The organism is Enterococcus sp. DIV2371 (genome assembly GCF_050498525.1).
GTDB lineage: Bacteria > Bacillota > Bacilli > Lactobacillales > Enterococcaceae > Enterococcus_B > Enterococcus_B mangumiae.
On the sequence record NZ_JBIPAJ010000001.1, the window covers coordinates 1,428,734 to 1,444,099 of the forward strand.

Sequence of the window (15,366 nt, forward strand, 5' to 3'; positions counted from 1 at the left end):
TCTTCTCCGGATTTTCTTCGTTATTTGACGTGAATGACTTGATTCGTCAAAAAGATTCGGATGCGCATGTTCTCAAATGATTTAAAGCCATAAGACACTCGTTTGAGTGTTTTGATGTGGGTGTTTTTTGCTTCAATTTTCCCATTAGAGTAAGGATAAATCAAAGAATGACGAATCCCTTCTTCATAGCTCAGAAGATTTTGTAGTTTTAGCCGAAATTCTTTATCTAATGTTTCTGGTAACTGATGCAAGAGAGTGAAAAATGACTCGTGGTCTTTGTCACGAAAGGCATCCGCTAGTTCATGGAACGCTTGATAGGCGACTTTCAAGGCAGTTGAAGCACTTAATAAACGGTCAAGCACCATGGCTTCTGTCAGGTAAGGATACTTTGGGGCACGAAAGCTACGCCAAGTTTTATATTCTGTGTGGTTGATATTCTTCCGATTTTTGGTGAGTAAGCGCCAATGGCTTTTTAATTTCCTTGGCATTGTCCGATTGCCCGAAGCAATCAGGCGTTTCATTTCACGGACACGAAAATCTTGGAACGCTTGATTCATGTGTTTGACCACATGAAAACGATCAATGACCAGTTTGGCATGAGGAAATACTTTTTTTGTTAGTTGAAAATACGCCGCATTCATATCAGTAACTAAATAGTCGACGTCAGATGGATTCACACATGTCTGGAAATAAGTGGTCAACCGAGACAATTTTCGAGTGGGTAAGATATCAACTAATTGCCCGGTTTCCCCATCGGCACAAATAAAACTCATCTTATCTTCTGAGGATACATGGGAACGAAATTCATCGACCATCAATACTTTGGGCAGGTGGCGCTTGGCTTGTTTTGGTAAATAGGTTTTTAACGACTTCAAAATACGCGTCACCGTTGGAATAGACACCTGGCAATGCTTTGCGATAAAAGATAAGGAGACCTTTTCGGTGAGTAAAGCAATGATTTTCATTTTTACATGCTCGGCAATCGAATGATTTGGCCGAACAAAATAGCTTTGGGCTGTCCAATGGGTATGGCAGTTTCTACAGTGATAACGTTGTTTCTTCAGCCGCATGATTAGCGGTAAATGGTTGAATTGATCGAAACGAATGCAGGTCATTTTCTTGCCATTTTTGACAATGACCGTTTTCCCCTTCGAATCTCTCACGGCAGAGCCACAAGTCAAACAAGCAGAAGTAGGAGGAGCTAACACTGCGTCAATAACTAAAGTATTGGTTTGATGGAACGTTTCGTAAGAAACATCTTGGATGGTTAAATATTTATCTGTTAATCGGAGCATTTTTTTGATAGAATTTTCCATAGAGCATATCGTCCTCTCAGTTGTTTATTTTGTGGTGATTTAATCATACTAGAGAACGATATGTTTTTTAATACCCAAAAAGAAAAAGTGGACTGACGAATCAGAATTGATTCATCAGTCCACTTTATTATAGAGCCGTATTTTCGCGGGGTTTCTTTTATTTCGTCGCGTTTGTCTTGTATCATTTAGTCAGTTGATAGATCAAAAAAAATAATTTTCGTTATTCATTTTTGACCTTTTTTTTGCATGATTTAGGAATAAACACTCGCAGACACAAGACTTTTGTATTATGATGAATAGAGAAGCAAATGAAGGGGGAAAAAACATGACACAGATTTATCAGTCGATCACAGAATTGATCGGTAAAACACCTATCGTTCGATTAAACAATATGGTTCCAGAAGGAGCTGCGGATGTTTTTGTTAAATTAGAATTTTTCAATCCAGGTGGTAGTGTGAAAGACCGGATTGCATTGAATATGATTGAAAAAGCAGAACATGACGGTTTATTAAAACCAGGCGATACGATCATTGAACCGACTTCAGGTAATACTGGTATCGGATTAGCAATGGTTGGTGTAGCCAAGGGATATCATGTGAAGCTTGTGATGCCTGAAACGATGAGTATTGAACGCCGTTTATTGATGAAAGGCTATGGCGCTGAGCTTGTTTTGACTCCAGGAACTGAAGGAATCAGTGGTTCAATCAAAGAAGCCAAACGTTTAGCAGAAGAAAACGGCTATTTCTTACCTCTGCAATTTGAAAACCCGGCGAATCCAATGGTTCATGAAAAAACGACAGGTCCAGAAATCCAAGAAGCATTTGGTGTAAACGGTTTAGATGCATTTGTCGCAGGTATCGGTACTGGCGGTACGATCACTGGAGCAGGGCACGAATTGAAACGAATCAATCCATCACTTAAAATCGTGGGGGTTGAACCAGCAGAATCTGCTGTCTTAGAAGGAAAAGAACCTGGGCCACATAAAATCCAAGGTATTGGTACTGGCTTTGTACCGGATACGTTAGATACGAATGTATACGATCAAGTCGTATCAGTATCAAGTGAGCAAGCAATGATCACTGCTCGCCGAATGGGTCAAGAAGAAGGGATCTTAGTCGGCGTTTCAGGTGGAGCCGCAGTGGAAGCAGCCTTGAATGTAGCCAAAGAGTTGGGCGCTGGGAAAAAAGTTTTAGCTGTTATTCCAGACAACGGAGAACGTTATTTGTCTACTCCTCTATATCAAGAAATGTAAAAGAATAATCGAAAAATATGAATAAAAAGTGTAAAATAATGGTGTAACATCCGTTATTTTACACTTTTTTTGTCTAAAATTGGTTAAATTATAAAATTCTTTCCTTTTTCTCTCCATAATATGTAGATTTAAAAAAATAAAAATAGTATGATAATACAAGAACAATAAGGTGGGGTTTTGTTTATATGGAAAATAAAAAAGTAGAAGCGGCAATCGAGCAATTAAAAAAAGAAAATATTCGCATTACGCCGCAAAGATATGCAGTTTTAGAGTATCTGATCGAACATCGCTCACATCCGACTGCAGATGAAATCTACAAAGCGCTAGAACATCGATTTCCTAATATGAGTGTTGCTACGGTTTACAATAATCTACGGTTATTTACATCGATCGGCTTTGTTCAGGAAATGAAGTATGGTGATGCTTCAAGCCGATTTGATTTTAGTTCGCAAAGACATTATCATGTGATTTGTCAAAATTGCGAGACGATTGTTGATTTTCATTATCCTGGTTTAGAAGATATTGAAATGGCCGCGGGACGCTTGACTGATTTTGAGATCCATGATCATCGATTAGAATTATATGGATTATGCCCGAATTGTAAAAAATAAATTGGATAGTCAATAGAAGCATCGCTAAGGTCGAGTGACTTTGTCGATGCTTTTGTCTTTTTCTTTCCTATCTAAAGAAATACTTCGATAACGAATGCGTTTTAGAAAAAGTGTCTTATAATTAAGAAAAATCCCAAAAATTTTATTCTATTTTTTTACGATTTCTTATTCCTTCACAAGCGATTGGTTATTCGTTACTAAAATCACAAAAAGAACGTTTATTTATCAGCTTTTTGAAACACAAATGCGCAAGAAACGACAAGCTTCTTCTTGTGAATTCACAAGCATAAAACTGTTGAAGCCGTTTTAATTTTGCTATAGTTAAAAATGTCAAAGGACAAAACGTTTATCGGAGGGACACACATGAAAGTAGTAGTAATCGGCTGTACCCATGCAGGAACAGCGGCAGTAAAAAGTATCTTAAAAAACAACCCAGAAGCAGATGTAACTGTTTATGAGCGTAATGACAATGTCTCATTTTTATCTTGTGGGATCGCATTGTATGTCGGAGGCGTCGTAAAAGACCCAGCAGGCCTATTTTATTCAAACCCTGAAGAATTAGCTTCTCTAGGCGCGAAAGTGAAAATGGAGCATGATGTGACTGATGTTGATACGGAAAACAAACAAGTGACAGCGAAAGACTTAAAAACTGGCGAAACTGAAACAGTTTCTTACGACAAATTAGTGATGACAACTGGTTCATGGCCAATCATCCCACCAATCAAAGGGATTGAATCTGAAAACATTCTTTTATGTAAAAACTATAACCAAGCAAACGAAATCATTGCAAAAGCAGAAGATGCGAAAAAAGTAGTCATCGTTGGTGGTGGATACATCGGAATCGAATTAGTTGAAGCGTTTGTTGAATCTGGCAAACAAGTAACGTTGATCGATGGTTTGGATCGTATTTTGAATAAATATTTAGATAAACCATTTACAGACGTATTAGAAAAAGAATTAGTTGACCGTGGTGTGAATTTAGCTTTAGGTGAAAACGTTTCTGAATTCATTCCAGACGAAAACGGTAAAGTGAAACAAGTAACTACCGCTAGTCAAACATTTGATGCGGATATGGTCATCTTATGTGTTGGTTTCAGACCAAATACAAAATTGATCGAAGGTAAAGTAGAAACATTACCAAACGGCGCAATCAAAGTAAATGAGTACATGCAAACAAGTGATCCAGATATTTTTGCAGCTGGAGATTCAGCAGTTGTCAACTATAACCCAAGTGGTACTCAAAACTATATTCCTTTAGCGACAAACGCTGTCCGTCAAGGTTTATTAGTAGGGAACAACTTGACAGAACAAAAAATGGCTTATCGTGGTACACAAGGGACTTCTGGTTTGTACTTGTTCGGTTGGACGATCGGGTCAACTGGTGTTACAAAAGAAAGTGCGCCAATGAATAACTTGGATGTCCAAGCAACATTATTCGAAGACAACTATCGTCCAGAATTCATGCCAACTAATGAAAAAGTTATGATGGAACTTGTTTATGAAAAAGGAACAAATCGTATCGTAGGCGCACAATTCATGTCTAAATACGACATCACTCAATCTGCGAATACAATGTCATTAGCTGTTCAAAATAAAATGACTGTCGAAGATTTAGCTCTTTCTGACTTCTTCTTCCAACCTCATTTTGACCGTCCTTGGAACTATTTGAACCTTCTTGCTCAAGCAGCGCTAGGAGAAATCGAAACAGCGCAATAATTTGACTGGGTGTTATAAGACACATAGCTGATTGGATAAAATGGATCATCTGGAAACAGTAGTGTTTCTGGATGATCTTTTTTTGTGATTTTTCTACATCTATTTGTTCAAATTCAAAGTCTTTTGTTTTGATTATCACGAGAGGGTAGCGGATTGTATCAAATTTCACCAGTTGCAATTAGTTGTTTTTCACTGATATTTTTGTCAAAATAATAGATGTAATTAATTTCTGACTAAGGAATAAAGAAAGTTGGAATAGAGGAGGATCATTATGGAAAAAGAGTATTTCGTACAACAAGACAACTTTATCGAAGATTATAAAAAAGTAACAGGATCTGAAACGGTCGATATTGATGCTTTAGCGGATAAAGTGATCAATCAGTTAAATGAAACACAAGCTGAGGAATTCGTCTTATCTGGTGAGGATACGAAGACGGGGGAAGAACATCAATTTCCATTTAGTCGACGAATCTATACCAATGAAAATGATGGCACATTGAATACAGAATATACGTACGAAGGACAACCGTACGAATTACGGACGGATGACGAGACGGAATAATATAGTCGACGAAAGTATCGTGAATAAGCTGTCAGAGCTGCTTGTAATGCGTGCGCGCTTTCCTTGATAGGTGGGAGAAGTGCAAACGTACAAGCAGCTATTCTCCTGATATAAATATATTCCGAAAAGTGAATAGCAGAACGAAAACAAACCAAAACTATTTTAAAAAATTCAACCAATCCTTTCTTGCTTCAACTCTTATTTTTACGTATACTAAATTTAAAGCGAGGGATAATAATGTTGAATTTAGAAAACTATTTAAAAGCGGGTCAAACGATCGTTTCCAATCTTTTGCTGAAAAATTATCATCGCATCGGCTTAGAAGCGGATGAATTTTTGTTTATTTTGCAATTGCATATGGCACAATCAGAGGGTGATTCCTTTCCAGATCTGATGGCTATTGCCCAAGACATGGGTGTTAAGCAAGACAAGGTTTTTCAAATCTTGAACCGTCTAGTTAGTGGTCATTTTATTTCAATCGAAACAACCCTGATTGATGGACGGAAAGCAGATCGCTATGATTTGACACCTACTTATGCACATTTGGAAAGATTATTAGAAAAAGATACACAAAAGCAAGAAGAAGAAGTTCAAGAAAAAGCGACACGATCAGTTTATCAACTCTTTGAGCAAGAATTTGGACGCCCGTTATCCTCGATTGAGTTCCAACGGATCGGTCAATGGTTAGAAGACGATCATTATCATCCTGAAATCTTGAAATTAGCTTTGCGTGAGGCTGTCTTGAACCAAGCGTATAGCTTTAACTATATCGACCGTATTCTCTTGTCATGGGAACGGAAAAACCTAAAAACAAAACAACAAGTAGAAGAAGATCAAAAGCGCAGAAAGCAGCAACTGCTTCAAAAAGAAATCGATCAGCCAGCCCAACAAGCAGAGCTGCCTAAAGTGTCACTGAAGAATTGGCTGGAAGAATGGGAGTAATATGTTAGGTAAACAACGGACAATGGAAGCTTTTGAAAAAATGTACGAGATGTTTCCAGAAGCTCATGGAGAATTACAGCATAAAAATCCATACGAATTATTGATTGCCGTCATTTTAAGCGCACAAGCGACAGACGTTTCCGTCAATAAGGCGACACCTGCTTTATTTGAAGCTTTTCCGACACCAGAGGCGTTAGCTGAAGCCCCACTGGAAGAGATCATTCCTAAAATCAAAACGATCGGGTTGTATCGGAACAAGGCAAAAAATATCAAAGCTTGCGCCCAACAGTTGATTGACCATTTCGGTGGCGAAGTCCCTCAAACAAGAGAGGAACTTGTTTCATTACCCGGTGTAGGCAGAAAAACGGCGAACGTCGTACTAGGAGATGCATTCGGTGTGCCAGCAATAGCTGTCGATACTCACGTAGAAAGAGTGACGAAACGTCTTAGGATCTGCAAATTAGATGCATCAGTACAAGAAGTTGAACAAACATTGATGAAAAAGGTGCCGGAAGAATTATGGGTCAAAACGCATCATACATTGATATTCTTTGGTCGTTATCATTGTACAGCTAGAAGCCCACGTTGTGAGGTCTGCCCACTATTGGATATGTGCCAAGATGGGAAAATGCGGATGAAAGATCCGGCGAACAAAAAATTGAAATGAACATTGAAATGAACCAAGAACGTCGAAAGTCGGGAGGACTTCGACGTTTTTTTGTATGGACAGATAACAGTTGCATGTATCCTTAAATGAATCATCCATTTTTCTTCGCTCGTATAAATTATATGACAAGTGATTTTTCTTAAACAAATTTTATAAATTATTTTATATTTTTTTATATTGTCATTTATTAAACTTTTTTTCTTGTTAAACGGTGATTAGATAACTTTTAGTATTTATTTATTTTATTTAAATTTTGTTATATTTAATATTTTAAAAAACAAAGGTTTCTGTTAGAGTTTAATTATAGAGGAGGAATTATATGATTAAAAAAACATTACTTTTATCAACTTTAGTTTTAACAATGGCAGGATGCGCAACAGCTGCTCAAGGAGAAGATACGACAAGTACCACAAATGAAGTACAAGAGGAAACACCGGTCATTACCCTTTCGGATGTCGAAGAGGCACAACAAGAATGGGCAGAAAACATCATTGCGATTGGGGCAGCAAGCTTAGAAAGTCATGAGGAAGCTGAAGTAAAAGCGCTTGAGACGCTTGAGAACCTGTATGCGTATGATGATGGTCAAGTATTATTCAAACCAACTAAAGCAGCAGAAGTGCCATTCCGAGGAACAAAAGATGACGCATTATCTTACTTTGTCGGTGGGGATATCGAAGAAGACGGTGGGTTTGCCTTAGAGCCTTGGACAGACATCCGTTTTGATAATCACGACACGATCCTTAATGGCAACACAGCGATTTCATCAGGTGTATATTACTTTACTTCAGGAGAAACTAATGAGGAAGTGAAAGTGGAGTATACTTTTGGCTATATCATGGATGAAGACGGCGACTTGAAAATCCAGTTACACCACTCAAGTGTTCCATTCGGCTAAACGACAGATGTAGGTATTGAGATAACATCTCAATGATCGACTATCCTGCTTGATCTTTTAACACTTCCACCATTTAAGATTGTTACATAGTGCAGGATAGTCTAACTGATGTAAAAGCAAATTGAATATGCGCATTGGTTTAAACAAATTTAAACTATATGTAAGAAAACTGGGTGTTCAAAAACTAAATTTGATCACCCAGTTTTTGTTATGTTTTTTATTTGGAATCAGGCCATAAAGTTCTTTTAAATTAATTCGAAGAAAAATGAAGTTGTATATATAATTATTGGAATTTTTTCTCAAAATAACTTACTATTAAATTGTATTTGTTTTTTTATAATAGTTATTTTAGGTTATCAATGGCAAACATAAAGAAATAAACTATGTTTATTTTAAATAATTACTATAAATAAGCAACTATATATTGTCTTTTGAATAGTAAGAATATTTTTACTATTCAGAAATAAAAACAAGGATTGAGGTGATGTTATTAATAATTGAACATTAAATTTCAACTATAGATCGAGGAGAGAATAAATATGCTGCCAGACAAATTAACATTATTATTCATTACAAAAACACAATTTCAACAAATGAAAGTGTTGAAAGAAATAAAAGATGGAGCAGTCTCAATAAAAAAACTGGAAGATGAAATGGATCTAACAAAAAGACAAGTAAGAAAAATCATTCAAAATTTGATGAATGAATATGAAGAAAGTGGTTTTTCTAAGAAATATCAGACATCCTTGATTTTAGATAAAGATAAATTGTTATGTATTCCTCAACTAACAGATACGGAATATCTAGAACTGATCAATATTTTCCAAGAAAGATATTTTGCAGAGTCCAACCTATATCAAACATTATTATATGTATTGGAAAAAAGAAAATTCAGTGTTTCAGATATCGCAAAATATTTAATCTATAGTGAGTCTCATGTATATAAACTTTTAGGAAAGTTGAAAGAATTGTTCCGATTATTAAAAATCGATTTAAGGTTGACGAAAATCAACGAAACGTTGATTGAGTTGACAGGTAGTGAATCTACTATACGCATGTTGCATTATTTAGGTATTGCTGTCATTTCAAAAGGTAACTATTGGTTATTCAAAACGATCACGCAAGAAGAAGTAAACGATTTACGATTGTCAATCAACTTTGACCATTACGAAAACCTATCTCCATTAGGGAAAAAGCGTATCAACTATCTATTAGCAGTTGGTCTTATATCATTGAAAAATGGTTACCAAATCGATGATCTACCTCTAGAACTCGTGGAATTAGGGGTAACAATCTATAATGAGGAGATAGATGCTTGTTTAGATCAGCTAACTGTCAAAAAAGTGATGGATGCAGCGAACTCACGAAATGAATGTATTCACTTTGCATTTCTATCCAACTATTTTGCACAAGATTTGCATACGAAAGAAGAAAAAGAAAAACTTGGAAGAAAGTTGGCAGAGCTAAAGAAGAATTCGATTGTTAGCAGTTGCAAAAAACTACTCATGTGTATGATTGAGTACTTTCATATACCAGAAACTATTTTTTATCGATTGCTTTATTATTTAACCAATAAATTAGTTACCATCCATCACCTGGAATTATATAAATTTATGCCTATATATCATGATGCGCTACCCAAAAATAATTATGGAACCTACATTGAGCGTTGCATCGATAAAAGTTTGAAATCTTACCAAAATCAACATTCTTTTAATCATATTAAAAATAGTTTCGTACAAGTCGTCCTAGGAAGCTTAGCCTCTAACAGTCTTAAATCCGAACATAAAGTGTATGTAGAATTTTTCAACCTTCCTGAATCTAAAAATATAGTCGAAAACATCATTACCCACTATTACAATAGTAAAAGGATAAAAATTGTTGAGTCTTATCATCACGCTGATATTGTTATTTCTGATACACATGGATATGAAGACAAAGAATTATTTTATTTTAAACATATACTAGACAAAGAGTCGTGGACAAGATTGGGATCTTATTTTAATAAAATCATCGTAAATACGTATAAATTTTGAACAACTCCTATGATTGTTTTATCGTCTCTTGGTTTAATTGAACATCAAATGAATAATAGTTATATATTTCACAATATAAAATACTTATATATGAATAAAAAAATAATTTTTTTCGTTAAATTGTGATTATTTGAACAAAATCTAGCGCTCTATTTGTAATTAATTAATTGTGTTATAAAAATAGTGTAACAAAAAAATATTGGAAGGAAGGTATTGTATGAAAAAAAGAATATTGGGTAGTGTTGTAGTTGTTTTAAGTCTAGGCGGAATACTTTTTGGCGCAACAAAGGATGTTTCTGCACATGGTTATGTGAGAGAGCCAATTAGTCGAGGATACCAAGGTGCATTAGATGCTCGCACAAACTGGACAGCCGCTTTCCAGAAGTATGGGGCAGTCATCAATGAACCACAATCATTAGAAGCGTTGAAAGGCTTCCCGGCAGCAGGTCCTGCAGACGGACGAATTGCCTCTGCGAATGGTGCATTGGGTTTCCAGTTAGATCAACAAACATCCACGTTATGGACAAAGCAAGATATCAATACCGGTCCAAATAATTTTACTTGGCATTTCACTGCAAATCATAGCACTGCTAAATATCATTACTACATGACAAAAAATGGCTGGGATCAAAACAAACCGTTAGCACGTCAGGATCTAGAGCTATTGTCTGAAATCGATGGTGGCGGACAATCTTCTGCGAATATCAGTGCGACACATACGGTCAATATTCCAGAAGATCGGATGGGCTATCACGTTATTTTAGCTATTTGGGATATTGGCGATACCGCAAATGCTTTTTATAATGTGATCGATGCGAATATCAAAAATAACGGTGCTATACCAGTAGTTCCAAATAAACCAACAAATGTCAGAGCGGTGAATACAACAAAAAATTCTATCTCGCTTTCTTGGGATGCGCAAGCAACAGTTGAAAAATATAATGTATACCGTGATGGACAACTGATAGCTACAACCTCTTCAAATAATTATCAAGATGACAAATTAACAGCAAACACAAAATATAAGTATGAAATTGAAGCAGTTTCATTTTCAGGGATAAGCTCTGAAAAGAGTGATGCGCTTTATGTGACAACTTTAGCAGATAACGAAGTGGAAGTACCAACAACACCAGGAAACTTACATTCAATGGGTGAAACAGATGACTCTATTTCATTGATGTGGAACCCATCTAGTCATTCTGCCGGTATAAAAACATATGAAATTTACAGAGATGGTCAATTAGTTGGCGAAACTACGAAAACAACGTATCTAGATTCAGGATTGAATCCTGGTACTCAGTATACGTATACGATCAGAGCAGTGAGTAATGATTCGATTCGCTCAGAAGCAAGTAATCGATTGGTGATTTCAACTAAAACCAATGAAATCACACCGCCGGGTGAATATCGACAATTTGAGTTGGGAAGTTTAACTAACCCCGTACTATACACAAAAGATGAAATCATCTTTCATAATGGGAAACTATATACGACATTAGTTACTCACTTTAATTATGGAGATCCATCGTGGGCACCAGATAGCGCGATTACTTTGTTTAGAGTTAAATAACTTTTAAAAGTTTTTTGGGTTTTATCATGCTCAGGGATATTCCTTGAAATTAAATGTTGTAAGATTTATGGATAATTAAAGAAGCGTATATTGAGTAGATAAATATATCAATATACCATTATTAATTACGCCTTAAAGAGGCTATACAATCTGTATAGCCTCTTTTTTAGTGTTATCTCTAGAATGATAAAAACTATAAAAAGACTCTTAAAAGTCTTGATATTCATCGGAATTTTTTTTCGCTATGTCAGGAAATAAGATACCTCGAAATGAAAAAATATATTGTTTATAGTGAAGTTGTTATGTGAAAGGGGGAAGGTAAGTGGAAGAGATTCTTGAACGATTAATATCTAATGAGTACAAAAAACGTGTTGTATTTATTCTGAATACTTTAGAGAGAAGAAAAAATGTGACCGTTCAGTACCTTGCAAAAAGTCTTAAAGTAACTAGAAGAACGATTACCAATGATTTAAAAACGATTCAAGATGAATTTTCCGACACAATTGAAATCTTGACTTCCTATAAGGGAGTCAGCATGTATGTATTGAATCATTTTAAGTTATTTGAGAAAAAAAAGTCATATTATATGAATGAAGATTTAGTAAAAGTAACGACAAGTATTCTTAAAGGCGAATTAAAGCCTGTGATTGATTGGAGTTGGGAATTGAACTATTGCGAGAAGACGGTGGCACAGAAAATGCGAAAGCTAAAAAAATTCTGTTATCAATATGGTTTAAATCTAAAGCTTTCTCCAGTTGAATTTATAGGAAAAGAAATTAAAATCAGAAAATTATTCATCGATCTTTATATTAAATCAGCTTATCTAGAAATTGAAGATTATTGTCCCTATAAAAATGAAATGGAAGAAATAGCAAAAATTGTTCAAACTTTATGTTCAGATGTTTCCCAATCACTTACCAAAAAAATACTTGCTTTAACTTTTATACGATTTGGAAAAGATAAATTATGGATGCATTCACGACTGTTACATTGGTTTAGAAACAATCCCTTAGTAAATCAATTATTCAATGAATTTATTCAATTAGATTGTTTCAAGACTTATTCTAAAGAAGTCATTTTCGAAGAATGTTGTTTTATTGCTTGTATGATCCACTTACATGAATGTCATTACACAGAAATAGAAAAGCACAATAAAGGATTTGCTGAATATTTTGGTTTTTCTGAAACAGTTAAACATTTGGTTTCAGATTTGAAGAGTGTTCTTGGTAATCGAATCCAAGTCGATAACGAGCAACTGTATTCAATCGTCAACTGCTTTTTATTTCAAGAAAAAATCAAACAGGATCTTGAAATAGATTTTTCATATAACGATGAAGAATCGGCAATGCTGATTGACTCCATCAATCGCCGTCTATATAAAGAAATGAATACAACGATAAAAAGAAACAAAAATATTCAGAAGAATTTTCTACAAGAAAGATGTGACGCATCATTTACTTCTGACTTATTGCTTTTTTTATATACGAATAAGGCATGTGAAGTGTTAAGTACGGTTGTTGTCGCACTGAAAAGAGGTTTTTTAGCAGATTTTGCTTTAAATGAAGTAATTGAAAGATATTTACACACAAGAGCAAGCATCTTGTACCAGGAACAACTGGAAACAATCGAAAGTCCACTTGAGGCAGATATCTTAGTGACAAATATTCTGCCATTTCCGTATCAAGTTGGTGATAAGACAAAGATGTTTTATCTACCAGAAAAAGCAGATATCGACCGAACGATGGACGTCGTTTCAGATTTGCTTGTCACGGATTTTAGATAATAAAAAAGATAGCTTTATGTCGCTTAGGAGGGAAAGTTGAAAAGTTCAAAAACATGGGTTTATAAATTACTTTTACTATTTTTATTTCTTGTATTTGCGTATACGGCAAACCGGACCATCCTACTCTACGGAAATTTCCGACAACAGACCGAAGATATCGCACAAGTCCTTGTTCGTACAATCGACCAATTTGGACTTGAGATCAGTCGTTTTGAATTTCATTTTAGCTATAATTTAGCAAGTATTCTCGGGACAGGCACGATCGTAGGGGGGATTGCTCTAGGTATCTTGTATCACTCTGGTATGCCGAAACATACAGAGTATGAATATGGAAGTGCCAGATGGGGCAACAAAAAAGATATTAAGCCGTTGATGGATAAAAAAAAAGACAACAATATCATTCTCACAAAAAGTGAATCGCTATCTATGTCTGGACGCATGAAGATTACTAAATCCAATAACTTTAATCGGAATAAGAATGTCATCGTAGTGGGAGGAGCTGGATCAGGTAAAACAAGATTCTATGTAAAACCTAATTTGATGCAACTGCATTCTTCCTATGTCGTCAGTGATTCGAAAGGACTCTTGCTAAGCGAAACAGCAACGATGTTTAAAGAGGCCGGATATGAAATCAAGGTTTTTGACTTGATCACACGGGAAAATACGGACTTTTATAACCCGTTTACTTATATCCGTTCCGAAGATGATATTTTAAAGGTCGTCAACAATTTGATCAAAAACACTTCAGATCCAGAAAAAAAGGGTGGCGATGATTTTTGGGAGAAAGCTGAGACAGCCTTATTAATGGCTACGTTTAGTTACCTTTTGCAAGAAGTCGACGAGGAGGACCAAACATTGACGAATGTCGTTGAAATGGTTCGTTTAGCAAACTGTCCAGAAGATGTTCCCGATTACGTCTCACCTCTGGATGTGATTTTCAATGAACTTGAAGAAAAAGATCCTGCCAACTTTGCAGTCGCACAATACAAGATTTTTAAGTTAGCAGGGGATCGCACCGCAAAAAGTATCTTAGTCAGCTTAGGCGTCAGATTATCGCCATTTGATATTCCGAATATCAAAAAAATCGTAAGTAAAGATACATTAGCACTAGACACTGTTGGTGACAAGAAAACAATTATCTATATTCTATTATCAGATACAGATACGAGTTTCAATTTCTTAGCAAGCATGCTATATCAACAATTATTCGATAGTTTAGTTTATAAAGCAGATAATGTATATAAAGGCCGGCTTCCGCATCACGTACGATGTGTTTTGGATGAATTTGCTAATATTGGCCAAATACCAGACTTTGAAAAAGTGATTTCAGTGATTCGAAGTCGAGAGATATCGGTAAATGTAATCTTACAAAATATCAGTCAGCTCAAAAATTTATATAAAGACACTTGGGAGACAATTATCGGGACCAGTGACGTGTTTCTATATTTAGGTGGAATGGAGTTAAGCACACATGAGTATATCTCCAAATTACTAGGAAAGAAAACGATCCAACATAAGAATATCAGTATCACCAAAGGTAGTAATGGAAATTTCAGCGAGAACTATCAAAAAATGGGTCGGAATTTATTGGATGTAGATGAAGTGGCGAATCTAAGTGGAACACAAGCGATTTTAAAGATTCGTGGAATAGTTCCATTTATATCAGAAAAATACGATATAACTAAACATAAAAATTATAAAAAACTTGGAGATGTGACTCCAAAGAATTGGTATGAACGAAATCAATCACCGAAAAATGAAGAGGAGAATGGATTGAAATGAACAACAATCAACAATTACTACAAGATGTATTTAATCTGATTTCAAGATTTACAATGGTTGGCGGAGGATTATGGATTATTTGGGGAACAGTTATTCTAGCCGGAGCATTAAAAGATAAAAATGGCCCGCAACTACAACAAGGGATTTGGCAAGTCGTTGGTGGCGCATTGATCTTAGTAGCTGCAGTGTGGTTTGTGACCGCATTTGATGTTGCTTCACTTTTGAGATAGGCAA

General features: G+C 35.6%; 13 protein-coding genes. 12 read left to right on the forward strand and 1 reads right to left on the reverse strand.

Features of this window, described 5'->3' with window-relative positions:
- Nucleotides 1–20: 20 nt before the first annotated feature.
- Nucleotides 21–1,316, reverse strand: a complete 1,296-nt coding sequence (locus tag IGL24_RS06745) for an ISL3 family transposase (protein WP_207115953.1) — start codon at nucleotides 1,314–1,316, stop codon at nucleotides 21–23.
- A gap of 325 nt (nucleotides 1,317–1,641) precedes the next feature.
- On the opposite strand from IGL24_RS06745, the gene cysK reads away from it, so the two are divergent.
- The 12 genes from cysK to IGL24_RS06805 all read left to right on the forward strand — a co-directional run bounded on the left by cysK (nucleotide 1,642) and on the right by IGL24_RS06805 (nucleotide 15,362).
- Nucleotides 1,642–2,568, forward strand: a complete 927-nt coding sequence (gene cysK / locus IGL24_RS06750) for a cysteine synthase A (RefSeq protein WP_206859274.1) — start codon at nucleotides 1,642–1,644, stop codon at nucleotides 2,566–2,568.
- Nucleotides 2,569–2,753: 185 nt separating this feature from the next.
- Entirely contained in the window at nucleotides 2,754–3,179 is a 426-nt protein-coding gene (locus tag IGL24_RS06755) for a Fur family transcriptional regulator (protein WP_019724202.1), read from the forward strand.
- Between the two features lie 363 nt (nucleotides 3,180–3,542).
- Entirely contained in the window at nucleotides 3,543–4,895 is a 1,353-nt protein-coding gene (locus IGL24_RS06760; RefSeq protein WP_207700299.1) for an NADH oxidase, read from the forward strand.
- Nucleotides 4,896–5,166: 271 nt separating this feature from the next.
- A complete protein-coding gene (locus IGL24_RS06765) occupies nucleotides 5,167–5,457 on the forward strand; it encodes a DUF5960 family protein (RefSeq protein WP_207700298.1) in 291 nt (96 codons plus the stop codon).
- 237 nt (nucleotides 5,458–5,694) lie between these two features.
- On the forward strand, nucleotides 5,695–6,399 hold the full coding sequence (locus IGL24_RS06770; protein WP_207700297.1) for a DnaD domain protein: 705 nt from the start codon (nucleotides 5,695–5,697) through the stop codon (nucleotides 6,397–6,399).
- A 1-nt stretch (nucleotide 6,400) separates the two neighbouring features.
- Complete coding sequence (gene nth, locus IGL24_RS06775) at nucleotides 6,401–7,066, forward strand: endonuclease III (protein WP_207116080.1); 666 nt, start codon at nucleotides 6,401–6,403, stop codon at nucleotides 7,064–7,066.
- 319 nt (nucleotides 7,067–7,385) lie between these two features.
- Nucleotides 7,386–7,961: a hypothetical protein gene (locus tag IGL24_RS06780; RefSeq protein ID WP_429966301.1), complete on the forward strand. Its 576-nt coding sequence runs from the start codon at nucleotides 7,386–7,388 to the stop codon at nucleotides 7,959–7,961.
- 539 nt (nucleotides 7,962–8,500) lie between these two features.
- Complete coding sequence (locus tag IGL24_RS06785) at nucleotides 8,501–9,997, forward strand: helix-turn-helix domain-containing protein (protein WP_206859294.1); 1,497 nt, start codon at nucleotides 8,501–8,503, stop codon at nucleotides 9,995–9,997.
- Nucleotides 9,998–10,214: 217 nt separating this feature from the next.
- Nucleotides 10,215–11,567 carry a lytic polysaccharide monooxygenase gene (locus IGL24_RS06790; protein ID WP_206859296.1) on the forward strand — a complete coding sequence of 451 codons (1,353 nt, stop codon included), beginning with the start codon at nucleotides 10,215–10,217 and terminating at the stop codon, nucleotides 11,565–11,567.
- Between the two features lie 322 nt (nucleotides 11,568–11,889).
- Nucleotides 11,890–13,350 carry an HTH domain-containing protein gene (locus tag IGL24_RS06795; protein ID WP_207700439.1) on the forward strand — a complete coding sequence of 487 codons (1,461 nt, stop codon included), beginning with the start codon at nucleotides 11,890–11,892 and terminating at the stop codon, nucleotides 13,348–13,350.
- A 36-nt stretch (nucleotides 13,351–13,386) separates the two neighbouring features.
- Nucleotides 13,387–15,132, forward strand: a complete 1,746-nt coding sequence (locus IGL24_RS06800; protein WP_242542684.1) for a VirD4-like conjugal transfer protein, CD1115 family — start codon at nucleotides 13,387–13,389, stop codon at nucleotides 15,130–15,132.
- Nucleotides 15,129–15,362 carry a hypothetical protein gene (locus IGL24_RS06805; RefSeq protein WP_206859300.1) on the forward strand — a complete coding sequence of 78 codons (234 nt, stop codon included), beginning with the start codon at nucleotides 15,129–15,131 and terminating at the stop codon, nucleotides 15,360–15,362. Before IGL24_RS06800 ends, IGL24_RS06805 begins: the two co-directional genes overlap by 4 nt.
- Nucleotides 15,363–15,366: the final 4 nt, after the last annotated feature.